The 22,636-nt window shown below is 71.3% G+C and carries 22 protein-coding genes; 13 read left to right on the forward strand and 9 right to left on the reverse strand.

Translation table 11 applies throughout. The features are described 5' to 3' along the window. Positions 1-31: 31 nt before the first annotated feature. A complete protein-coding gene (locus tag Y590_RS20585) occupies positions 32-574 on the forward strand; it encodes a GNAT family N-acetyltransferase (RefSeq protein WP_060771483.1) in 543 nt (180 codons plus the stop codon). A 68-nt stretch (positions 575-642) separates the two neighbouring features. On the opposite strand, the gene Y590_RS20590 is transcribed toward Y590_RS20585, so the two are convergent. Together Y590_RS20590 and Y590_RS20595 are read right to left on the reverse strand one after the other, a co-directional pair. Then, on the reverse strand, positions 643-2,871 hold the full coding sequence (locus tag Y590_RS20590; RefSeq protein WP_060771484.1) for a glycosyltransferase family 2 protein: 2,229 nt from the start codon (positions 2,869-2,871) through the stop codon (positions 643-645). 108 nt (positions 2,872-2,979) lie between these two features. Next, positions 2,980-3,306 carry a cupin domain-containing protein gene (locus Y590_RS20595; protein WP_060771485.1) on the reverse strand — a complete coding sequence of 109 codons (327 nt, stop codon included), beginning with the start codon at positions 3,304-3,306 and terminating at the stop codon, positions 2,980-2,982. 91 nt (positions 3,307-3,397) lie between these two features. On the opposite strand from Y590_RS20595, the gene Y590_RS27090 reads away from it, so the two are divergent. The 4 genes from Y590_RS27090 to Y590_RS20610 all read left to right on the forward strand — a co-directional run bounded on the left by Y590_RS27090 (position 3,398) and on the right by Y590_RS20610 (position 5,536). After that, complete coding sequence (locus Y590_RS27090) at positions 3,398-3,559, forward strand: hypothetical protein (RefSeq protein WP_193763136.1); 162 nt, start codon at positions 3,398-3,400, stop codon at positions 3,557-3,559. Positions 3,560-3,563: 4 nt separating this feature from the next. Further along, positions 3,564-4,214: a protein-L-isoaspartate(D-aspartate) O-methyltransferase gene (locus tag Y590_RS20600; RefSeq protein ID WP_286161789.1), complete on the forward strand. Its 651-nt coding sequence runs from the start codon at positions 3,564-3,566 to the stop codon at positions 4,212-4,214. Positions 4,215-4,430: 216 nt separating this feature from the next. Then, entirely contained in the window at positions 4,431-4,934 is a 504-nt protein-coding gene (locus Y590_RS20605; RefSeq protein WP_060771486.1) for an Hsp20 family protein, read from the forward strand. A gap of 104 nt (positions 4,935-5,038) precedes the next feature. Then, a complete protein-coding gene (locus Y590_RS20610; protein WP_083530923.1) occupies positions 5,039-5,536 on the forward strand; it encodes a hypothetical protein in 498 nt (165 codons plus the stop codon). A 133-nt stretch (positions 5,537-5,669) separates the two neighbouring features. Here Y590_RS20610 and mutL read toward each other — a convergent pair whose 3' ends face one another. Together mutL and Y590_RS20620 are read right to left on the reverse strand one after the other, a co-directional pair. After that, positions 5,670-7,655 (reverse strand): DNA mismatch repair endonuclease MutL, encoded by a 1,986-nt coding sequence (gene mutL, locus Y590_RS20615; protein WP_060771487.1) that lies wholly within the window; start codon positions 7,653-7,655, stop codon positions 5,670-5,672. 70 nt (positions 7,656-7,725) lie between these two features. Then, positions 7,726-8,952: an acyl-CoA dehydrogenase family protein gene (locus Y590_RS20620; protein WP_060771488.1), complete on the reverse strand. Its 1,227-nt coding sequence runs from the start codon at positions 8,950-8,952 to the stop codon at positions 7,726-7,728. A 169-nt stretch (positions 8,953-9,121) separates the two neighbouring features. On the opposite strand from Y590_RS20620, the gene Y590_RS20625 reads away from it, so the two are divergent. Then, a complete protein-coding gene (locus Y590_RS20625; protein WP_060771489.1) occupies positions 9,122-10,987 on the forward strand; it encodes an ABC-F family ATP-binding cassette domain-containing protein in 1,866 nt (621 codons plus the stop codon). Between the two features lie 28 nt (positions 10,988-11,015). Here the strand turns inward: Y590_RS20625 and Y590_RS20630 are convergent, their stop codons facing one another. After that, positions 11,016-12,383: an MFS transporter gene (locus Y590_RS20630; RefSeq protein ID WP_060771490.1), complete on the reverse strand. Its 1,368-nt coding sequence runs from the start codon at positions 12,381-12,383 to the stop codon at positions 11,016-11,018. Positions 12,384-12,517: 134 nt separating this feature from the next. On the opposite strand from Y590_RS20630, the gene Y590_RS20635 reads away from it, so the two are divergent. Next, positions 12,518-13,549, forward strand: coding sequence for an alpha/beta hydrolase (locus Y590_RS20635; protein ID WP_060771491.1), 1,032 nt, complete (start codon positions 12,518-12,520; stop codon positions 13,547-13,549). Here the strand turns inward: Y590_RS20635 and Y590_RS20640 are convergent. Next, positions 13,525-14,241: a dihydrofolate reductase family protein gene (locus Y590_RS20640; RefSeq protein WP_060771492.1), complete on the reverse strand. Its 717-nt coding sequence runs from the start codon at positions 14,239-14,241 to the stop codon at positions 13,525-13,527. The two genes, Y590_RS20635 and Y590_RS20640, sit on opposite strands and share 25 nt — an antisense overlap. 136 nt (positions 14,242-14,377) lie before the next feature. On the opposite strand from Y590_RS20640, the gene Y590_RS20645 reads away from it, so the two are divergent. From Y590_RS20645 to Y590_RS20665, 5 genes are all read left to right on the forward strand, one after another. After that, positions 14,378-14,830, forward strand: a complete 453-nt coding sequence (locus Y590_RS20645; RefSeq protein WP_060771493.1) for an OsmC family protein — start codon at positions 14,378-14,380, stop codon at positions 14,828-14,830. Between the two features lie 68 nt (positions 14,831-14,898). Next, entirely contained in the window at positions 14,899-15,336 is a 438-nt protein-coding gene (locus Y590_RS20650) for a GlcG/HbpS family heme-binding protein (RefSeq protein ID WP_015952420.1), read from the forward strand. Between the two features lie 200 nt (positions 15,337-15,536). Further along, positions 15,537-17,135, forward strand: coding sequence for a peptide ABC transporter substrate-binding protein (locus Y590_RS20655; protein WP_060771494.1), 1,599 nt, complete (start codon positions 15,537-15,539; stop codon positions 17,133-17,135). Continuing rightward, the gene (locus tag Y590_RS20660; protein ID WP_060771495.1) at positions 17,132-18,055 is read left to right on the forward strand and encodes an ABC transporter permease; all 924 of its coding nucleotides are present in this window, start codon (positions 17,132-17,134) and stop codon (positions 18,053-18,055) included. Before Y590_RS20655 ends, Y590_RS20660 begins: the two co-directional genes overlap by 4 nt. Beyond that, on the forward strand, positions 18,052-19,146 hold the full coding sequence (locus Y590_RS20665; RefSeq protein ID WP_060771496.1) for an ABC transporter permease: 1,095 nt from the start codon (positions 18,052-18,054) through the stop codon (positions 19,144-19,146). Before Y590_RS20660 ends, Y590_RS20665 begins: the two co-directional genes overlap by 4 nt. On the opposite strand, the gene Y590_RS20670 is transcribed toward Y590_RS20665, so the two are convergent. After that, complete coding sequence (locus Y590_RS20670; RefSeq protein ID WP_286161790.1) at positions 19,122-19,412, reverse strand: hypothetical protein; 291 nt, start codon at positions 19,410-19,412, stop codon at positions 19,122-19,124. The two genes, Y590_RS20665 and Y590_RS20670, sit on opposite strands and share 25 nt — an antisense overlap. A gap of 131 nt (positions 19,413-19,543) precedes the next feature. Here Y590_RS20670 and Y590_RS20675 point away from each other — a divergent pair, with 131 nt between their 5' ends. After that, on the forward strand, positions 19,544-21,022 hold the full coding sequence (locus Y590_RS20675; protein ID WP_060771498.1) for an MFS transporter: 1,479 nt from the start codon (positions 19,544-19,546) through the stop codon (positions 21,020-21,022). Positions 21,023-21,144: 122 nt separating this feature from the next. Here the strand turns inward: Y590_RS20675 and Y590_RS20680 are convergent, their stop codons facing one another. Together Y590_RS20680 and Y590_RS20685 are read right to left on the reverse strand one after the other, a co-directional pair. Next, positions 21,145-21,705: a hypothetical protein gene (locus tag Y590_RS20680; protein WP_060771499.1), complete on the reverse strand. Its 561-nt coding sequence runs from the start codon at positions 21,703-21,705 to the stop codon at positions 21,145-21,147. Positions 21,706-21,844: 139 nt separating this feature from the next. Continuing rightward, a complete protein-coding gene (locus Y590_RS20685) occupies positions 21,845-22,543 on the reverse strand; it encodes a DUF1013 domain-containing protein (RefSeq protein WP_060771500.1) in 699 nt (232 codons plus the stop codon). Positions 22,544-22,636: the final 93 nt, after the last annotated feature.

A 22,636-nucleotide genomic window follows, 5' to 3' on the forward strand; every position in this document is an offset into this window, starting at 1 on the left:
TGCAAGCCTCCGGTTGTGGGCAGGCATTCGTATGCGCAGGGAACCGTTCTCAATCCGTGCCGCCCGCCCGCAGGATGCGGAAGCCCTGGCCGCGATGCACGTTGCCGCTTGGAGGGAGACCTATACGGGGCTTCTGCCGGCGCGCATGCTTTCCAACCTGTCCGTTGAAAGCCGAGCGGAGGCTTGGCGCCGGATCATGGCACGCGGCAAGACGGAAACGACCGTCCGCTTGGTCGAGTGCGACGATCGGGTTGTCGCCTTCGGTTCCTGCGGCCCTCAACGAGACGAGGCACTGGCGAAAAGAGGCTTCGATGGCGAGATCAGCGCGATCTATGTCCTGCGTGCGTGTCAGCGCTTGGGACTGGGACGCTGGATCACCCAGGATCTTTCCAGCCGTCTGATGGCCGGAGGCTGCCGAGCGGTGTCCCTCTGGGTGTTGCGCGAGAACACGGGTGCGCGAGCATTCTACGAAAGGCTCGGCGGTGTCGTGGTCGGCGAAAGGGTCGACGAGCGCCCGGACGGTATCCTCGTGGAATTGGCCTATGGCTGGAAGGATCTGCCGGCCCTCCTTTAGGGCCTCCTCCCGAAAGGCGGCCTCCGGCTTTCGGGAGGAGGCTCTCGCAAGCGAGATAGGTCGCGACGTCAGAACCGCGCCGGATCGAGCTCGAAGGTCGGCGGCAGCGCCTCGAACCACGCGCAGTAATAGGGGTCGCGCGGGATTGCCTCCGCCCAGCGCGCGCGGAAGCGGGCCTGCTCGTCCGCCGCGACGGTGCGGGCCCGGTTGCGGCTCTCGTAATGATAGAGTTCGACCTCGGCGCAGTAGACGCTGCGCAGGCCCCGCTCCCACAGGCGTAGGCAGAGATCGACGTCGTTGTAGTTGACGGCAAACCCCTCGTCGAAGCCCCGGATCGCCTCGAAATCGGCCCGCCGCACCATCACGCAGGCGCCCGTCACCGCGAGGTAGTTGCGGTTGCCCGCGGTCGAGAAGAAGTGGCCGGGGTCTTCCCGCGGGTAGGAGCGGCGGGGATGGTCGGGGGTGGCGTCGATCACGGTGACGCCGACATGCTGCAACTCGCCGGTCTCGAACAGGAGCTTGGGGCCGACCGCGCCGACGCCGGGGATCTGCAGAAGCGCCAGCATCGCCTCGATCCAGTCGGGGCTGATGATCTCGATGTCGTCGTTGAGGAAGACCAGCACCGCGCCCGTGGCGGCACGCGCCCCGAGATTCATCTTGGCGGCGACATTGAAGACCGGCTGGTCCCAGGTGACGGAGCGGGCATCGTACCGCTCCAGCGCTTCTTTCGTCGTCGGCCGCAGGTCGCCGTTATCGACCGCCACGATCTCGATCGCCTCGTAGGTGGTCCGCTCGCGGATGCTGGTGAGGCAAGCGGCCAGGAGATCGACGGTGCGGCCGCGGACCTCGCTGTCGCGGCCGGCGGTGGGGATCACGATCGAGACCAGGGGCCGCTCCTTGAGCGGCCGGCGCAGGTGGAAGCTGCCGGCGAAGGCCGTGGGGCGCACGGAATCGAGCCCGCCGGTGCGCCGCGCCCGGTCTTCGAGCGCGCGGACGGCCGCGGCGACCACGTAGCCCTTGTTGTCCATGGCCTGGGCGGTCGAGCCGGGGATCGCCCGCCAGTGGTAGAGCACCTGCGGGATGTGGTGCACGCGGGTGACGTGCTCGGTGTAGCGCAGGACGAAATCGTAATCCTGCGCGCCCTCGCATTCCGCCCGGAAGGCGCCGATGCGGGCGACGATATCCATCCGGTAGAGCGCCAGATGGGCCGTGTACATGCAGGCTTCCAGCGTCTCGGGCGACCAGTCCGGCTTGAAGAACGGCTCGTAGCGCTCGCCGCCCACCGTGATCTTGTCCTCGTCCGAGTAGAGGAAATCGATCTGCGGATCCGCGTTCAGGGCGGCAATGAGCGCGTAGAAGGCGTGCGGCGGGATCGCGTCGTCGTGGTCGATCAGGGTGAGCCAGTCGCCGGTGGCCAAGGCGAGCGCGTCGTTGCTCGCCGCGACGATGCCGCCGTTCTTCGATCGCCGGTGCAGCCGCACCCGCGGCTCTTCCGCTGCCAGCGCGTCCAGCATCGGCGCGATATGGGGCGCGCTCGACGCGTCGTCGCAGAGGCACAGCTCCCAATCGGGATAGGCCTGCGCCCGGATGCTCGTGAGCGCCGCCTCCAGATAGGGTTTGGGCGTGTTGTAGACCGGCATGACGATGGAGATGCGCGGCCGCACCCGAAAGCCCGCGATCGCTGCCCGCATCGCCTCCGGGCTCGGCAGGGCCGGGCGCTCGATCGTTCCGATCCAGGCGGCGTAGGAGGCCGCCGCCGGGCGCGGCCGGGCGCTGTCCCAGAACGCCCGCCACAGGGCGGCGGGCGGGCGGCTGACGGCGAGGCGCGCGAGGCGCGCGAGCAGTGCGCTGCCCCCCCTCTCCGCCTCCGGCAGCCGCGCCAGCAACCGGCGGGCGACGGCGAGGGCGGCGGCCGGGCCGCGCAGCGGTTCGAGGGTCGCCCGCGAGAGGCGGAACCGCCCGCTCGCGGCGAGCGGATCGAGCCGCAGGCCCCGCACCCGGCGCGGCAGGCGCACGAGGTCGTCGATGCCCCCGTCCTCCCGCACTTCGAGCCGGACCGCCTCGTCCTCGCGAAAGCCCGAGCCGTCATCGACGTAGAGGAGCGGAACCGGCTTCGTGTGGCCCAGCCCTGCGAGGTCGGCGCGGATGCGCACCCAGCCTTCTGCCAACCGGAACGGAAACAGCCGTCCGCCGCGGGGATGGGTCAGCCGGAATTGCGGATCGGAGCCGGTGGAGCGCCAGACGCCCTCCCCCTCCGGCTCGATCTGTCCCTTCGGTTCGATGCGGCACGCGATCATGGGACAACGCGTTAGAGCGCATACCGACGCAGTGGCAACCGGTTCGTTGGAACGCGTGTCGAAACGAAGATCGAGCGCCGCCGGCCTGATGCGATCCGGTTGGCGGCGTCAGCGCGGCGCGCAGTGAACCGCGAGCCAGATCGTCGGATTCTGCGTGCGCTCGACGCGATGCCGGCGATGCGCCGGGATCAGCAGGTGATCGCCCGCCGACAGCAGACGCGGCGCCGGCTCGTCGGCGAAGCGGAGTTCGGCGCTGCCCTGAAGCACCGCGACCCACTCGTCCTCGTCCTGATCGTACCAGAAGCCCGGCGGGCTCGCTTGGCCCGTCGAGACGATGCGCTCGACCCGCAGACCGGGACGCGTGAGCAGGGTCTCGAAGGCTTCCGCCTCGGTGTGGTCAGGCAGACCGGCGAACAGGTTCGGGCCAGCATTCATGCAGATCTCTCGTTCTCGGCCGAGCGGCGTTCTGGCGCGTTGAAGCAGGGAAGGCCGCGCGTCCCGCGCGGCCGCAGCTTGCGACGGATCGATGCCCGAGACCAAACCCGCCCCGCTCCCACCCGCGACCGAGGATGCCGGGCTGCCGACGCCGCCGAGCCCCGGCCGCCTGCCGCCGCCGAACCTGCCGCCCTCGCCCTCCACGGATGACGGCGCGTCCGATGCCGGGACGGACGGCGCCGACACGGAGTGAGGCGATGCCGGATCGCGCCGAGGCCCGAACCCGGATGGTCGAGACGCAACTGGTCGCCCGCGGCATCCGTGATGCGGCCGTCCTCGATGCGATGCGGGCCGTGCCGCGGGAGGCCTTCGTGCCGGACGCTCTGGCGGGGGAGGCCTACAGCGACGGGCCACTGCCGATCGGGGCGGGGCAGACGATCTCCCAGCCCTACATCGTCGCCCTGATGATCAAGGCGCTGGCCCTGCGGCCCGGCGACCGGGTGCTGGAGGTCGGCGCCGGCTGCGGCTACGCGGCGGCCGTGCTGGCGCGGATGGACGCGCAGGTCTTCGCCATCGAGCGCCACGCGGCGTTGGGCGAAGCCGCCCGCGCTCGCCTCGCCGCACGCGGGCTCACGGTGCCCCTGCGTGTCGGCGACGGCCATGCGGGCTGGCCGGAGGCCGCGCCGTTCGACGCGATCCTCGTCTCCGCGGCGGGTCCCACGATCCCGGAGACGTTGAAGGCCCAGCTCAAGGCGGGTGGCCGCCTCGTCATCCCGGTCGGTCCGCCCGGCGGGCAGACGCTGCTGCGGCTGATCCGGCGCGGGCCGGATCGGTTCGAGAGCTGCGATTTCGGCCCGGTTTCCTTCGTGCCGCTGCTGCGGGGCGTGGGAACGGCGGATCCTGTGTGACGCGCCGCCTCTCCCGTCCGGTCCGCACCAGGGCGAACAAGATCTCCCTTCCAGCCCAGGCACCGCGCGCCGATCGAAAATTGCGGAAAAATTTGGAACTTGGATCCGCTGATCGCGTTACGCGCGTGCGAGGCCCGAAACGGGCTCGCCTATGGGGCGCCGGATGCAGGTGTCCGGCGGCCCTCGTCATCACGTTGCTCCAAGGAGGATGTGGTCATGAGGACCTTCGACTTTTCTCCCCTCTACCGGTCCACCGTCGGTTTCGACCGGTTGTTCTCCCTGCTCGACCAGGCCGAGACCTCGGCCGCGTGGCCGCCCTACGATATCGAGAAGGTGTCCGAGGACGCCTACCGCATCACCATGGCGGTCGCGGGCTTCGCGCAGGACGAGATCGAACTCACCCAGCAGGACGCCACACTCCTCGTCGCGGGCCAGAAGAAGGCCCAGGAGGGCGAGCGCCAGTATCTGCACCGGGGCATCGCCGGTCGCACGTTCCGCCAGAGCTTCAACCTGGCCCAGCATGTGCGGGTCGCGGGCGCCAGCCTGGATAGCGGCCTGCTCACGGTGGAGCTGAAGCGTGAGGTGCCGGAGGCGTTCAAGCCGCGCCGGATCGCCATCGGCGGCGCGCAGGCCGCCATCGGGCAGGACAACGCGTCGGCCGAGAAGGCGCCGGCCCAGAAGACGCCGGCTCAGGTCGAGGACCTGTCCAAGGCCGCCTGACCCTCGGCGCGCACCAGACACGAGCCGGCATCCCCGGAGGCTGTGCGCCTTCGGGGACCGCTTCCTTTTCGCACGAAAACCCCGTGCTTTCAGGGAGATGACCCGTGACGACGATGGAAACGCATTCCGCCCATTCCGGCCCGATGAACCCGGCCGGCACGCCGGCCGCCTCGTTCGAGACATGGCAGGCGCGCGTCGCCCCCGGCGACGTGTTCCGCCATCCGCGCGAGGTGCTGGCCCACCCGCTCCTGTCGCACGCGGACAAGCGCGCGATCCTGGCCGCCTGGGCGTCCGATGCCTGCGCCCTCGAGAACGCGCCCGCGATGCGCTGCCTTGCCGGCTGCAAGGCCGAGCCGGTGCCGGTCGATACCGTCCTCGCCGCGCTCGGCACGCTCGACCGGGGGCCTCCCTCCGCGAGCACGGCCTCTTCCGGCAGTCCGGCCTGGCCCCGGCGCCCACGGCGCTCGTCGAACCGGCACCGGTTTCTTCGCCCCGGGCGCCGGAACGATGACGACGACCCGCCGCCCTGCCCGGCGGCGGTGATGCCGCGCCCGCGGACGCCCCCGAGCGCGGCGGCCCTGGCGGTCGCCATCCCGGCCTGACGAGAGCGCATTCCGAGAAGGGGTCACCCGTTCGTCGAAAGAATGCGCGTCAAACCAAGGATCGGGAGACGCCGGCGTGATGCAATGGGGTCGGATACGGCTCTCGTGCGGCGTCTTCCTCAGGAGGGCGCCGTCACCGCCGCCCGAACAGCCGCTCGATATCGGCGAGTCCGAGGGTCACGAAGGTCGGGCGGCCGTGGTTGCACGAGCCGGAGAGCGGCGTCGCCTCCATCTCGCGCAGCAGGGCGTTCATCTCCTCGGGCTTGAGGCGGCGACCGGCGCGGATCGAGCCGTGGCAGCTCATGCGCGAGAGGATCGCGTCGAGGCGCCGGCTCACCGGATCGGGATCGCCCGCGCCGGCCGGGCCGCCCTCCTCGACGCCGCTGGCCGCCAGCGCGTCGAGCACGTCGAGCACGAGCCCCTTCACCGATCCGCCCGCCAGCGCCGACGGCACGGAGCGCACCAGCACGGCGCCGGGGCCGAACGCCTCCAGGGTGAGGCCCAGCCGCTCCAGATCGGGCGCGGCCTCGACGAGGCGGTCGGCTTCCTCGGGCGCCATCTCGACCACGTCGGGGATCAAAAGCCCCTGGGCGAGTACGCCGCCGCCGGCCCGCTCGCGCTTCAGCCGCTCGTAGACGAGGCGCTCATGGGCGGCATGCTGATCGACCAGCACGATGCCGTCGCGGGTCTGAGCGACGATGTAGGTCTCGTGGATCTGCGCGCGGGCCGCACCCAGCGGATGGGTCTCGGGATGGGCCTCGGCTTCCGAGATCGCCTCCGCGGGCCGCAGGTCGGCGCCCGGCGGGGCAAGGTCGGCGGAGAACAAAGCCTGCGGCGTCTCGGCAAAGCCCGGATCGTCTTCGGTGAAGGCCGGGCGCGGCGCCGGGCGGTAGCCCGCGGGCGCGGCTACCGAGGGGCCGGAGAACAGGCGGCTCGCCGGGCGGGGGTTCAGGGCGCTCGCGGCGGAGGCGCCCGAATGCGCGGCGAACCGGCCCGCACCTGCCGTCATCGGCGGGGCGCTCCCCATGCCGGCGCCGGCCCGCAGCGCGTCGAGGGCGGCCTGGCTGCCCGTGCTGGAAGACCGCGCCCCGGCTCGGCGCAATGCCTCGTGGATCGCGCTGACGATCAGCGCCCGCACCAGTCCCGGCTCGCGGAAGCGCAGCTCGGTCTTGGCCGGATGCACGTTCACATCGACGAGGGCGGGATCGCAGGTGAGATGGAGCGCGAGCACCGGGTGGCGGTCGGAGCTCATGGTGTCGGCATAAGCCCCGCGCACGGCCCCGAGCAGGAGCCGGTCGCGCACCGGGCGCCCGTTCACGACGAAGTGGATGTGGCTCGCCGCCCCGCGGTGGAAGGTCGGCAGGCCGACATGGCCCTGGAGCGCGAAGCCCTCGCGGGCCATGTCGACGGGCACGGCATTGCCGGGGAAATCGGGGCCGAGCACGGCCCCGAGCCGGCGTAGCAGCGCCGCCGGGCCCGGCTCGCTCTCGGCGGGAAACACGGTCGGGCTGCCGCTCTCGGTCCGCAGGGTGAAGCGGATCTGCGGCTGCGCCACCGCGAGCCGGCGCAGGATTTCGGAGACGGCGGCCGTTTCGGCCCGGTCGGTCTTCAGGAATTTCAGCCGGGCCGGGGTCGCGGCGAAAAGCTCGGTGACCTCGATGCGGGTGCCGCGGGAGGCGGGCGCCGGGCGCACCGGGCCCTTGGCGCCGGAATCGAGGGTGAGGCTCACCCCCTCGCCCTCGGCGGTGCGCGAGGTGATCGTGAGCCGCGAGACCGCGCCGATCGAGGGCAGCGCCTCGCCGCGAAAGCCGAGCGAGCCGATCCGGGTCAGGTCGCCATCGGGCAGTTTCGAGGTGGCGTGGCGCTCGACCGCGAGCGCCAGATCCTCCGCCCCCATGCCGATGCCGTCGTCGATGACGCGGATCAGGCGGCGCCCGCCACCCTCGATCGCCACCTCGATGCTGCGCGCGCCGGCATCGATCGCGTTCTCGACCAACTCCTTGACGGCCGAGGCCGGCCGCTCGACCACCTCGCCCGCGGCGATGCGATCGACCAGGATCGGATCGAGGCGGCGCACATGCGCGGGCGGCGGATCACGGGGCTCGGGGGCGGCGGACATGGTCGGTGAAATATAGGCGGCTTGCCGGCCACCCGATAGGCGAGCGAGCCCAGTATCCTCATCCCTCGGCTCACCCCCGCGGCAGCATCCGGTCGCTGATGATGCGGCGCTGGATCTCGCTGGTACCCTCGAAGATCGTGGTGAGGCGCGCGTCGCGCCAGTAGCGCTCGACCCGCCGCTCGGTGGTGTAGCCGTTCCCGCCGTGGAGCTGCATCGCCTGGTTCGTCACCCGCACCGCCATCTCGGTGGCGAGCAGCTTCACCCCGGCCGATTCGCTCTCGGCGGGCAGACCCTCGTCGAGGAGGTGGGCGACCTGCTGCCAGTAGGCACGGGCCTGGGCCACCTCCGCCGCCATGTCGGCGAGCGCGAAGCGCAGGGCCTGGAACTGGCCGATCGGCTGGCCGAACTGCTCGCGCTCCTGAAGGTAGGCGGTGCAATCCTCCACCGCGGCGCGCGCCACGCCGACGGCGCGGGCGGCGGTGTGGACCCGGGCGATGTTGAGGCCGCGCTGCACCGAGGCGAAGCCGCCGGAATCGGCATCCGCCCCCTCGTCGCCGTAGAGGCCGGTGAGCCGGTCGCGCTCGGGCACGCGCACGCCGTCGAGGTTCAGCTCGAAGGTGAGGAAGCCGTGGTAGCCAATCTTGTCGATGACGGTGCCGGTCATGCCCTCCGGGAAGGTGCCGGGCTGCTTGACCACGAGGAAGGGTTCGAGCCCGGCCGAGCGCGGCTCGCCGGGCTCGGGGTCGCGCACGCGGGCCAGCACCTCGATGAAGTCGGCGCCCAGCGCGAAGCCGGCCCAGCGCTTGGTGCCGGTGAGCACCCATTCGTCGCCCTCGCGCACGGCGCGGGTCTGCACGCCGGCCAGATCCGAGCCGGCGGTGGGTTCGGAGAGTGCGATCGAGCCGATCCACTGCCCCTTGGCGGATTTGGCGAGCAGCGCCCGGCGGCTTTCATCGTCGAGCGTCTGCGTGCCCAGCCCCTGGCCGCGAGCCAGGATCGACCCGGTGGAGAGCCACGCGCGGGCGAGTTCCTCCGAGATCAGGCAGTACTCGAACACCCCCAGCCCCATCCCGCCATACTCGGCGGGGATGGTGATGCCGAACCAGCCTTTCGCCGCCATCGCGTCGATGAGCGAGCGCGGCATCTCGCCCTTCTGCGGGTCGAGTTCGTCGGCGAGCGGCAGGATCACGTCGCGGGCAAACGCCCGGGCCTCCTCTTGGAGCGCGGCGCGCCTGTCCGTGCGCCAGGGCGAGAGCAGCTCCGGCGGGCGCGGCGCCTTGAATTCAGGCTTGGCCATGGTTCCTCCGCGTCTTTTCTGCCGTTGTTCGTCCGAGCCGAACGCTCAAGCTGGCAAAACGTTCGCGCGGGCCCCGCCGATGGCCTGCGCGAGGTCGCTGCTCCTGGGCTCCCCGGCTCCTGAGCTCCGGCTCTTGCGCTTCCCGGCGCCCGCCCCCAGAACGCCGGTCATGCTGCGCGTCAACGATCTCACCTACCGCATCGGCGAGCGGGTCATCCTCGATTCGGCGACCTTCGCGATTCCCGACCGGGCGCGGGTCGGCCTCGTCGGCCGCAACGGCGCGGGGAAAACCACCCTGTTCCGGGCGATCCTCGGCGAGTTGCCGACCGATGCCGGTGCGGTCTCCCTACCCAAAGGCATGCGCATCGGTGCGGTGGCGCAGGAAGCGCCCGCCGGCCCCGAGACCCTGCACGCCGTCGTGCTCGCCGCCGACACCGAGCGCGCCCGGCTGATGCAGGAGGCGGACACCGCCGACGGGCTGCGGCGCGCCGAGATCGAGACGCGGCTCGTCGATATCGGCGCCTATTCGGCGCCGGCGCGGGCCGCGGCGATCCTGCACGGCCTGGGCTTCGATGCGGCGGCGCAGGGCCGTCCCTGCTCGGACTTCTCCGGCGGCTGGCGGATGCGGGTGGCGCTCGCCGCGGTGCTGTTCTCCGAGCCCGACCTGCTCCTGCTCGACGAGCCCACCAACTACCTCGACATCGAGGGCACGCTCTGGCTCTACGACTACCTCGAGAAGTACCCCCGTACGGCCGTCATCATCAGCCACGACCGGGAATTGCTCGACACGAGCGTCGATCACATCCTGCACCTGGATCGGGGCAAGCTCACGATCTACCGCGGCGGCTATACGAGCTTTGCCCGCCAGCTCTCCGAGAAGCGGGTGCTCCAGGCCAAGGCGAAGGCCAAGCAGGAGGTCGAGCGGGCGCATCTCCAGAGCTTCATCGACCGCTTCAAGGCCAAGGCGACCAAGGCGCGCCAGGCCCAGTCGCGGATGAAGCGGCTCGCCAAGATGGAGCCCATCGCCGCGCTTCTCGAAGACGACGTGCCGGTGATCCACCTGCCGAGCCCGGAGAAGCCGCTCTCGCCGCCGATCGTGGCGATGGAGCGCGTCCAGGCCGGCTACGGCGAGCGGATCGTGCTCTCGGGGCTCAACCTCAGCCTCGCCCCCGACGATCGCGTGGCGCTCCTGGGTGCCAACGGCAACGGCAAGTCGACCTTCTGCAAGCTGATCGGCGGGCGGCTGCCCCCGCTCGCGGGCGAGATGCGGCGCTCCTCCAAGATGGAGGTCGCCTATTTCGCCCAGCACCAGCTCGACGAGCTGCGCCCGTCCGAGAGCGCGGTGGCGCATGTGCGCGACCGGATGCCCGACGCGCCCGAGGCCAAGGTGCGCTCGGCCGCCGCCCGGCTCGGCTTCCCGGCCTCGAAGGCCGACACGCCGGTGGAGAAACTCTCCGGCGGCGAGAAGGCGCGGCTTCTGATGGGGCTCGCCGCCTTCGACGGGCCGCACTTGCTGATCCTCGACGAGCCGACCAACCACCTCGATATCGAGAGCCGGCAGGCGCTGGTCGAGGCGATCAACGACTACGAGGGGGCGGTGATCCTCGTCAGCCACGACCGCTTCCTGATCGAGGCCTGCGCCGACCGGCTCTGGATCGTCGGTGACGGCTCGGTGAAGTCCTTCGACGGGGACATGGACGATTACCGCCGCCTCGTGCTCGCCGGCCCGGAGCGGGTGGACACGTCCGGCGACGGCACCGGGGGGCAGAAGGCCGAGGCGCGCCGCTCGGCGGTGGAGCGCCGCGCCGCGCTGGCTCCCCTGCGCAAGCGCCTCGACGGGATCGAGGCGCGCATGGCCAAGCTCTCGGGGGCGATCGAGAAGATCGATGCGGCTTTGGCCGACGGCACCGCCTTCCTGAAGGACGCGGCCAAGGCCGGCGATATCGCCCGCATGCGCGCCGAGGCCGCCGAGGCTCTGGCCAAGGCCGAAGAGGAATGGCTGGAGGTGAGCGGGGAGATCGAGGCGGCGGCCTGAGGCCGAAGCGCGCCGGTCTGCCGAAGGGTCAAGCCGGTTCCTGTGACGGGCGCCCGCCGGTCTCCGCCCCCGATCGGCTGAGCCAAGCCGCGACCAGCGCGGCCCCCGCCGTGAGCCCCAGCCAGAGCCCGGACGAGATCGCTTCGGTCGCGTCGAACAGCGCCGGAAGCGGCACGAGGCAGAGCGGGCCGAGCAGCGTCCCGAGCCCGCCCGCGAGGACGAACAATCCGGTCGCCGCGGCATTACGCGCGGGCGGCGCGGCCCGCAGAAGCGCCAGGACGTTGCCCACGGTGAACAGGCCGCGGCCGAGGCCGAAGGCGAGGAGACCGGCGGCCTGGATCGGCCATGCGCCCGCCGCCCCGCCATCCGGGAGCCCCACGGCGAGAGCGGCGAGGCCGGCCGCCGCGAGCCCCATCCCGATCCGGGGGAGACGCGGCGCGCCGGACCGGCCGGCATAGAAGCCCGCCCCGGCGCTGAGGGCCGCAAGCCCCAGGAACACGACGCCGACACTCTCCTGCAACAGGCCTTCGAGCGCGTTGAGATGGGAGGGAAGGGCCGTGTCCGCCGCGGTGAGGGCGATGGGGCCTGCCAAGGCTGCGGCGAGCGGCCATGCCAGGCCCGGCCGCGCGAGAAGATCGAGCGGCAGCAGCGGCGCCGGCCGCCGCCATTGCTGCCAGATCCACAGCCCCAGCAGCATCAGGCCGAGATTGAGCACCACCAGGGCCGCCACCGGCCGGATCAGCGCGAGCGGCACGGTGGTCAGGAGCAGCCCGAAGCAGAGCAGCGAGAGGATGGCGCCGAGTCCGTCGAAACGCGGCCCCGGCGTGTCCTCCTTCGGCAGGGCAAGGAGGCCGAGGATCAGGCTCGGCCCCGCCAGGAGCAGGGTGGGGACGAGGATGCCAAGGCTTCCCATCCACGGCAGCGCGAACCCGGCCGACATCTGAAGTAGCAGCAGCGCCAGCAGGGCGGCCACTTCCCCCAGTCCGAGGCCGAGCCCGAAGCGCGCCTCGCCGAAGAGGCGGCGCAGCAGGCTCCAGCCCGCGCAGACGATAAGCGCCGTGGCGATGCCTTGAGCCAGACGCAGACCGAGCAGCGGCACGAGGTCGAGCGGCAGCGCCGCGGCGGGGACGAGCAACGTGAGGGCGAAGAGCGCGGCGAGGAAGCCGCGGCGCGGTCCGAGCCGCGCGGCCAGCGCCGCCATCGGCAGCGCGCCCAGGATCAGCCCGTAGGAGTGCGCCGTCTGAATCACCGCAGCCGTGGAGGCCGGAAACGCCCCCTGCTGCATCACCCATGGCATCAGGAACGCCATTCCCGTGGTGGGCAGTACCGTCATCCCGAGACCCGTCAGGACGGCGACGAGGGCGAGGACGCGGCGCTCGGGCTTGCGATCCGGCATCTGGTTCCTTCCCCCTTCGCTCTCCTGCAAGCTTAACGGGAAACCGCTGCGGCATGAACCGTGGGTGGCAAGCGATCGTGGCAACGCCGGCCCCCGCCCCGCGTTGTCCGACGCGAGAGCGGAACGGAGAAATCATGCACGGCACGCGCCATCCCGGGACACGAAAGAGCGGCAAGGCCCTCGCCCTGCTGCCGCTGGCGGCGGCCGGCGCCTGGATCGCCTGGAGCCATCTCGGGCTGAACCGGGCCGGCCCCCTGCCCCCGGCCCTGCCGGGGCGGCGCAGCACCCTGCGCACGCGGGCGGGCCGGGTGAACCTCTACGCCGCGGATGCGCAGGGCGGACGGCCGCTGCTCCTGATCCACTCGGTCAACGCGGCGGCCAACGCCTACGAGGTCAAGCCGCTCTACGAGCATTACCGGGGCCACCGCCCGGTCTACGCGCTGGAACTGCCGGGCTTCGGCTTCTCCGAGCGGGCGGACCGGATCTACACGCCCCGGCTGATGACCGACGCGATCCTCGACGCGGCGGCTGAGATCGCCGGCCGTCATGGCGGCGTGGCGCTCGACGCGATGGCGCTCTCGCTCCCTTGCGCCTATCTCGCCCGCGCCGCTTTGGAGCGGCCGGACCTGTTCTCGACGCTCGGCCTCATCAGCCCGACCGGCTTCGACGCGCGCCTCTCCGGGCGCGGGCCGGCGGACACCCACCGTGGCAAGCCGCTGGCCCGCGGGCTCGCCGCCTTCCCGCTCTGGGGCCGCCCGCTCTTCGACGCGCTGGCGAGCCGGCCGAGCATGCGCTTCTTCCTGGAAAAGACCTGGGGCAGCCGCGACATCGACGAGGGCCTGCTCGCCTACGACCGGCTCTCGGCCCGCCAACCGGGGGCCGAGCACGCGCCGTTCTCGTTCCTTTCGGGCTACCTGTTCCCCGACGACACCACGCGGGTCTACGAGGCGCTGCGCCTGCCCATCTTCATGGTGCACGGGGCGCGGGGCGACTTCGTCGATTATCGCTATGTCGGCGAGGTGGCGGGCCGCCCGAACTGGACGATCCTGCGGCTGCCTACCGGCGCCTTCCCGCATTTCGAGAACCGGGCGGCGGTCACAGGCGCCTACGACGCCTTCCTCGCCGCCCAGCCGCAGCAGGATCAGCCGACCGACTCGATCCGGTAGCGCAGCCAGACGGTGCCGTCGTCGAACGGCTCGCAGGCGGTGCGGGTGAGGCGGCGGCGCGAGCCCATGGACTCGTCTTCCCCGCCCTCGAAATCGAACAGGGCCGGCGTGCCGAGCACGCCGTCGACGGCGGGCGCGAGCAGTAGGCTGAGTTCGTCCACGAGCCCGGCCTTCAGCATCGAGCCGTTGATGCGCCCGCCGCCCTCGACCAGCAGCCGCTCGATGCCGAACAGGCGCTTGAGCTTGGCCAGCGCCAGGGCGAAATCGACGTCGTGCTCACCGGCCAGGATGTAGGACTGGCCGCCGGCCTTCAGGCGGCGCAGGCGGTCGTCCGAAGCCTGTCCCGTCGTGAGCACGATGACGTGATCGCCCTCGATGTCGTTGCGTGCGCCCCAGTCCATCGCGCCACGGGCATCGAGCGCCACCGCATAGCCGGAGGCGTCGGTGCGGGCGACGTGATCCTCGCGGGAGACGGGCTCCTCCGGCGGTGCGGACGCCAAGGGTTTTGCGCTGTCGGCGTAGCCCTGCATGGTGATGCGCCCGCACATCCAGGCGTCGCCCTTCAGTTGCCTGTGAACCTCCTCGTAGTACGCATCCGCGTCGATGGTGGTCCAGCGCCGGACCTTGATGCGCCCATCGACCGAGGTGGTCATGTGGCACAGGACGTAAGGGCGTTCCGATGTGTCGGCCATGGCGGCGGGCTTCCTGCTGTTCGGGATCGGAGGCCGCAACTAGACCGCCTTCGCCTGCCGGCCAGGGGCGGGGCACGCCGCCTTTGCCGGGCATCGCGAAGCGGATAGGCTGCCCGTGGCAGCGAGGGACAGGAATATGGCGACCTACACCGCGGATGTGCGCTGGGTGCTGGCCGCGGGCGAGGATTTTTCCGCGGGGCGCTACAGCCGCGGCCACACCGTGCGGTTCGATGGTGGCGTCGAACTTCCGGGCTCGGCCTCCCCGCACGTCGTCGGCAAGTGGGCGGTGGCGGCGGCGGTCGATCCCGAGGAGATGCTGGTGGCGGCCCTCTCCACCTGCCACATGCTGAGCTTCCTCCACGTCGCCCGGCTCGCCGGCTTCGTCGCGCAGGCCTACCGCGATCATGCCGAGGGCACGATGGCGGAGATCGCCCCCGGCCGGCAGGCGGTGACGCGGGTGGTGCTGCATCCGCGCCTCGAATGGGCCGGCGCGGCGCCCGACGCGGAGCGGCTCGCCGCGCTCCACCATGAGGCGCACGAGACCTGCTTCATCGCCAACTCGGTGCGGACCGAGGTGACGATCGCCTGAGGTGCGCTTGGCGAAACCGGCCCCGCCGGTGCATGTCCGCGACAACGCGATCCTTCGAGGACATCCGGATGACCGACCTGACGCTCGCCGCCGCCCAGACCCTCGTGGCGACCGCCCTGAAGACCGCCCGCGAGAGGAATCTCAAGCCGCTGGCGGTGGTCGTTTACGACGCCCGCGGCGCCCTCAAATGTCTTGCGGCCGAGGACGGCACGTCCCTGCGCCGGGCGGAAGTGGCCCGTGGCAAGGCCAACGGCGCGCTGGCGCTCGGCCTCGGCTCGCGGGCCATCGCCAAGCGGGCCGAGGAGCAGCCGCATTTCGTGGCCGCCGTGAGCCACCTCGTCGGCCCGGACGCCCTGGTGCCGGTGCCCGGCGGCGTGCTGATCCGCGATGCCGACGGCCGCCTGCTCGGCGCGGTCGGCGTCTCCGGCGACACCTCTGACAACGACGAGATCTGCGCGCTCGCCGGCATCGAGGCGGCGGGGTTGAAGGGGGAGACGGGGGCGTGAAGCTCGTCGATGTCGCCTCCGGATGAGCACTGCGGTTCCCCCCTCCCCGGCCAAAGTCGGACGTGCCCGATTTTGGCTACGGCCGATCTGATCCCGGGCAAGCCCGGGATCAGGCGGGGCGAGGGTATCGGGCATGAGCACTCTGGCTTGTCCGTAGGCCGTTCGGCGCCGTGCCCATCGCCGGAGTGTCGGGTAAGCCCATGAGCCTCCCCCGCCGCACCCTCCTGCAGAGCGGCGTGGCGCTCGCCGCCGGGCTCGCCCTCCCCGCTCCCGCGCGGGCGGCGCCGCGCGTCTACCGCCGCGGCAACGACGCCGACCCGGAGACGCTCGATCCGCACAAGACCTCGACGGTGGCCGAGGCGCACATCCTGCGCGACCTGTTCGAGGGGCTGCTGACCTACGACAACCGCGGCACCATCATCCCCGGCATGGCCGAGCGTTGGACCGTCTCCGACGACCGCCTGACCTACCGCTTCATCTTGCGCCCCGACGGGCGCTGGTCGAACGGCGATGCGGTCACGGCAGACGACTTCCTGTTCTCGCTGCGCCGCATCCTCGATCCGAAGACGGCGGCGAAATACGCCGAGGTGCTGTTCCCGATCCGAGGGGCGGCCGCCGTCAATGCGGGCGAGCGGCCGCCGGAGACGCTGGGGGTGACGGCCCCCGATCCCCGCACCCTGGAGATCGGGCTCGCCGAGCCGGTGCCCTACCTCCTCGAACTCCTGACCCACCAGACCTCGCTGCCGGTCCACCGCCCCTCGCTGGAGCGCTGGGGCGACGCCTTCGCGCGGCCCGGCAACCTCGTCTCGAACGGGCCCTACGCTCTGGTCGATTGGGTGCCGAACGATCGCATCACCCTGACGAAGAACCCGCATTACCGCGACGCCGCCGCGATCCCGATCGAGCGGATCGACGTCATCCCGACCCCTGACCTCGCCGCAGCGGTGCGGCGCTACGCGGCCGGCGAGATCGATTCCCTTTCCGATTTGCCCGCCGACCAGATCGCCTCGCTGAAACAGCGCTTCGGAACCCAGGTGCAGCTCGGGCCGGGGCTCGGCCTCCTCGCCATCGCCTTCAACCTGCGCAAGAAACCCTTCGACGACGCGCGGGTGCGCCGCGCCCTCTCGCTCGCCATCGACCGTGAGTTTCTGGCCGAGATCGTGTGGGGACAGACCATGGCCCCGGCCTATTCGTTCTGCCCGCCGGGCCTCGACAACGCCCTGCCGCCCCCGCTCCTGCCGGGGCGCGAGGACGGGCCGATCGACCGCGAGGAGGAGGCTCTGCGGCTGCTGGCGGGGGCCGGCTACGGGCCGGGCAACCCGCTGACGGTCGAGTACCGCTTCAACGTCACCGACAACAACCGCAACACGGCAATCGCGCTGGCCGATGCGTGGCGCGGCATCGGCGTCGTGACCCGCTTCGTCTCCACCGACGCCAAGACCCACTTCGCCTACCTGCGCGACGGCGGCCGCTTCGACCTCGCCCGGATGTCCTGGGTCGCCGACTATTCCGACCCGCAGAACTTCCTGTTCCTGCTCCGCACCGGCAATGACGGCTTCAATGCCGGGCGCTGGTCGAACGCACGCTTCGACGGTCTGCTGACGCAAGCCGCCGGGGAGCGCGACGTGCAGGCCCGCGCGCGGATGCTGTTCGACGCCGAAACCATCGTGCTCGACGAGCTGCCCTGGGTGCCGCTGCTGCATTACCGCTCGAAGGCGCTCGTCTCGCCGCGGCTGCACGGGATGCACCCGAACATCCGCAACGTCGCCCCCACCCGCTATCTCCGGCTCGATCCATGATCCCGCTGATCCTGCGCCGGATCGCGCAGAGCCTGCCGACGCTGTTTCTCGTGGTGGCGGGCAGCTTCTTCCTGATCAGGCTGGCGCCGGGCGGCCCGTTCGACCTGGAGCGGCCGCTGCCGCCGGCGGCGATGGAGAACCTGCGCCGGGTCTACGGCCTCGATCAGCCGCTGATCGTGCAATTCGGGCGTTATCTCCTCAGCCTCCTGCGGGGCGATCTCGGCCCCTCCTTCACCTTTCGCGATCTCACCGTCACCGACCTGTTCGCCCGCGGCCTGCCGGTGTCGGTGACGCTGGGCGGCCTCGCCCTCGTCCTCGCGCTGGTCCTGGGGCTGGGGCTCGGGAGCCTCGCTTCGTTCAACCGCGGTGGGGCCACCGACCGGCTGGTGGGGCTCGCCGCCTCGCTCGGGCTCGCGGTGCCGAACTTCGTCACCGCGCCCCTGCTCCAGATCGTGTTCGGCCTCGGCCTCGCTTGGCTCCCTGTCGGCGGCTGGGCGGACGGTGCGCCGCAAAACCTCGTCCTGCCGGTGCTCACCCTCGCTTTGCCCCACGCGGCCGGCATCGCCCGGCTCACCCGCGCCTCGCTCGGCGAGGTGCTGATCCAGCCGCATATCCGCACGCAGCGCGCCATGGGCCTGTCGCGCGCCCGCATCGCCCGCCACGCGCTGCGCGGGGCGCTGCTCCCCGTGGTCGCGACGCTCGGGCCGCTGGCGGCGGGGCTGATGACCGGCTCGGTGGTGGTCGAGACCATCTTCGGCCTGCCCGGCATCGGCCGCTACTTCGTCGAGGGGGCGCTCAACCGCGACTACACCCTGGTGATGGGCACGGTGATTCTGGTGGCGGTGATGGTGATCGTCTTCAACCTGATCGCCGACCTCATCGCCGCCGCCCTCGATCCGCGCGTGAGGCTGTCGGCATGAGCCCCGCGCTCGTTCGCCGTCTCGCCCGCGACCGCCCGGCGCTTGTGGCCCTTGCGAGCCTCGTGCTGATCGCCCTGGCCTGCTTCGTCGGCCCGCAACTCACCGGCCACCCGCCCGAGCGGATCTATCCGGATTTCGTCCGGGTCGCGCCGAGCCTTGCCGCGCATCCGCGGCCCGACGCGGTGCGGCCGGCCCTCACGCGCCTCGCCTTCCGGATGCGGCTGACGCTGGAAGACGTGGCGCAGGACGGCGACCGGGTGCGGCTGACCCTGACGGCGCCAAAACCCATCGACGCGCGCTCCTTGCGCCTGCTGCCCCGCTCCGGCCTGTTCGGCGAGGCTCGGGTGCTGGAGCGGTCGGCGGATGGACGCCGGCTCGCGGTCGAGGCGCCGATCCGAAAGCTGTATTTCGTCCTCGGCACCGATGCGCTCGGGCGCGACCTTCTCACCCGCTGCCTCGCGGCAGGGCAGGTCTCCCTGCTGATCGGGCTGACCGCGGCGCTCGCCGCCCTGCTGATCGGCGTCGCCTACGGCGCGGTCTCCGGCATGGCCGGGGGCACGGTCGATGCGCTGATGATGCGCCTCCTCGACATCCTCTACGCCCTGCCCTTCGTCTTCTTCGTCATCATGCTGCTGGTGTTCTTCCGCGCCGGCCTGTGGCTGGTGCTGGTGGCGGTGGCCGCGGTCGAGTGGCTCGACATGGCCCGCATCGTCCGCACCCAGACGCTGAGCCTGAAGGACCGCGACTTCGTCCGCGCGGCCTCGGCCCTCGGGGTGGGCACGGGCACGATCCTCGTCCGCCACATCGTGCCGAACACGCTCGGGTCGATCATCGCGGCAGCGACCCTGCTGGTGCCGCGGGTGATCCTCTTGGAAAGCTTCCTGTCGTTCCTCGGTCTCGGCGTGCAGGAGCCCGACACCTCCTGGGGCGTGCTGATCGCGGAAGGCGCCCGCGCCCTCGAATCCGCGCCGTGGATGCTTGCCGCGCCCGCTTGCTTCCTCGTCGTCACCCTGGTGGCGCTGAACCGGCTCGGCGACGGCCTCGGCGAGGCGCTCGACCCGCGGTTTCAGCGCGCTTCGGCCGGCAGGTAGCCCTGGTAGACGATGCGCACCGTGCGCCGCTCGCCGGGCATCTCCGAGACGGGAATGGCCTTGGATCCGCGCAAGACGGGGGCGGGCTCGATCGGGCCGGGCTCCGAGGCAGCCGGGGCGGGCGACGCCTTGGGGCGCAGCGCCCAGCGCTCGGCTCCGCCGGCGCTCGCCAGCGTGGAGACCGCGAGGACGGCCCCCATGGAGGCCAGCCCGGCGGCGAGCGGCGGAAGCAGGGATCTGACGGAAAGGTGCGCGAAAAAAGTCATGGCGGGTGGCCCGGCGAATGGGGCCATTCCGCAACCTGAAGCGTTTCCGAACGCCAATATGCCCGGCCCTCGGTCCGCCGCCGGGCGGGACTTGCGAACACATTTGCCGAGTCAGGGTAAACGGAGGGGCAATGACGAGCCGAGCGGAAGGTCAGGCCGGGGCCGCGGCGCCCGAGCGCGTCGCCACCGGCACGATCGTCGACACCGATATTGCCGCCCGGCTCGACCGCCTGCCCTTCGGCCGCTTCCACACCCTCGTCATCGTCGCGCTCGGCATCACCTGGGTGCTCGACGGGCTCGAGGTGACCTTGGCCGGCGCCCTCGTCGGGGCGCTGCGCAAGGCGCCGATGTCCTTCACGGAGTTCGATGTCGGCTTGGCGGCCAGCTCCTACCTCGTCGGCGCGGTCGTCGGCGCCGTCGGCTTCGGCTGGCTCACCGACCGGATCGGACGCAAGAAGCTGTTCTTCATCACGTTGGCGCTTTACCTCGTGGCGACCGCGGCCACGGGCCTGTCGTGGAATATCTGGAGCTTCTGCCTGTTCCGCTTCCTGACGGGGGCCGGCATCGGCGGCGAGTACACCGCGATCAACTCGACCATCCAGGAGCTGATCCCGGCCCGCGTGCGCGGCTGGACCGACCTCGTCATCAACGGCTCGTTCTGGATCGGCGCGGCGCTCGGCTCCTTCCTCTCGATCGCGCTCCTGCGCCCCGAATGGATCGACCCGGCCTATGGCTGGCGCATCGCCTTCTTCGTCGGCGGCGGCATCGGCCTCGTCATCCTGCTCCTGCGCACCTGGATCCCCGAAAGCCCGCGCTGGCTCGTCACCCATGGCTACGCCGCGGAGGCCGACCGGGTGGTGACCGGCATCGAGAAGCGCTTCACGGATGACGGCATCACCCTGCCCCCGCCGGATGCGTCGCGCCGGCTGAAGCTCAAGGTCCGCAGCCACACCCCGCTCTCGGAGGTCGCCAACGCCCTGTTCGTCACGAACCGGCGCCAGACCATGGTCGGCCTCGCGCTGATGATCGCCCAGGCCTTCTTCTACAACGCGTTGTTCTTCACCTACGCGCTGGTGCTCGAGCGCTTCTACAACGTGCCCGGCGGCGATGTCGGCTGGTATCTCCTGCCCTTCGCGCTCGGCTCCTTCCTCGGCCCGCTGCTGCTCGGCCGGCTGTTCGACACGGTGGGTCGGCGGCCGATGATCGCCTTCACCTACGGCATCTCGGCGGTGTTGCTCGTCGTGGTCGGCCTCGTCTTCCGCGCCGACATGCTCGGCCCCTGGGGCCAGACCGCGGCCTGGATGGCCGTGTTCTTCTTCGCCTCCGCCGCGGCGAGCTCCGCCTACCTCACGGTGGCCGAGACCTTCCCGCTGGAGATCCGCGCGCTGGCGATCGCCGCCTTCTACGCCCTCGGCACCGGCATCGGCGGCGTCTCGGGGCCGCTCCTGTTCGGCGCGCTGGTGGAGACGGGCTCGCGCGACCTCGTGCTGGTCGGCTACTTCATCGGCGCGGCCCTGATGGCGGTGGCTGCCATCGTCGGCTGGATCTGGGGCACGGCGGCCGAGGGCAAGTCGCTGGAAGACGTGTCGAAGCCGCTGGCTTCGGCGTAAGGGGACAATGGGCCGGTCGATCCCGCGTACCTCTCGTCCCGCTTGCCCTCGTCCCGCTTGCGGGGAGAGGGGGAGCGTGCCGGTTTACGAACCGATCGACCGCGACGGGCGAGCCTTGAGTCTCAGGTCGGCCCGGAGCGCGACGCCGAACCCTTTCCACGCAGCCAGATCGCCGAGGCCACCGCCAGGGCGTCGAGCGGGAGGGTGACGGCGCCCTGGCGCTTGCCCCACAATTCCAGACCGCCGAAGCCGACGCGGCGGATCTCCAGCCACGCACCGAACGGGAACACCGTCTGGTTGCCCTCGCCGGGGCCGAAGCACTCCTCGAAGGCCAGCGGATCGACCATGATCGCGTCGTACTTGGCGAGGTGGCTGGCGATCGCGACCTTCGAGCGGAACGGGCCGCGGTCGCGGCGGAACGAGGCGAAGCAGGGCTCGAACTCGGTGAGCGTCACCCAGAGCTTGCCGCCGATGCGCAGGTAGGGCGGGTTCGGACCCTCGGCGCCGAAATTTTCCGGCCCCCAGCCCGCTTCGCTCGTCAGGGATTCGGCGAGCGTCACCGGCTCGGCCGTTGGGGCCGCGGGCGGCCGGTCGTCCAGGCCACCCGCGGGGTCGGCGGTCACGCCGGCCTCGACCAGGCCGCCAGGGTTCGAGCCGCTCTCGGTCACGCCACCGTGGATCATGCCACGTCCTCGCGCCTGCCGCCGCTCCGTGGGAGCGGCCGGCCAGCATTATTCCGCATCTGTTGCGGGCGAGCGAGAAGTTTCTTTCACGAATGGATCTGCGCGTATGACGCAGGCCCCCAGCCGAAGAGCGAAACGATCACGCTTCGTCGTCGTCCTCGTCGATCCGGCTCATGCCCTTGAGCTTGGCGAAGACCGCATCGGCGTTGAGATCTTCTTCCTCTTCCTCCCGCTCCGCGGCGGCCGGGGCGGTCGAGACCTCGGTCGGCAGGAGCTTGGCGCCGCCGTCGGTCGGCAACACGGCGGGGCGGTCCTTGGCGGCGCGCTGCACCTCGAAATCGAGGTCGATCTGCGAGCACAGGCCGAGCGTCACCGGGTCCATCGGCTGGAGCGAGGCCGAGTTCCAGTGGGTCCGCTCGCGGATCTGCTGGATCGTCGCCTTGGTGGTGCCCACCAGCCGGATGACCTGCGCGTCCTTCAGCTCCGGGTGGTTGCGGATCAGCCAGAGGATGGCGTTCGGCCGGTCCTGACGACGCGACAGCGGGGTATAGCGCGGGCCCTTGGTGGTGCGCTTGACCTCGGGCAGCTTCACCTTCGAAACCGCGACCTTGAGCCGGTAGTTGGGCGCTTTCTGCGCCTTCTCGATCTCGTCGCGGGTGAGCTGGCCGGTGGTGATCGGGTCGAGGCCCTTGATGCCGGCGGCGACTTCACCGTCGGCGATGCCCTTCACCTCGAGCGGGTGCAGCTTGCAGAAATCGGCGATCTGCTCGAAGGCGAGCGAGGTGTTCTCGACGAGCCACACGGCGGTCGCCTTGGGCATCAGCGGACCTTGGGACATCGGACAAAGCTCCAGACGGTCAGAGTGCGCGGCAGGGAAACGGGCGGGATGCCGGAATGGCTTCCCCGCGGCCTCCGGCCCGGTCAGGCCCGA

The sequence above is a fragment of the Methylobacterium sp. AMS5 genome (assembly GCF_001542815.1).
In the GTDB taxonomy this organism is placed as follows: Bacteria; Pseudomonadota; Alphaproteobacteria; order Rhizobiales; family Beijerinckiaceae; genus Methylobacterium.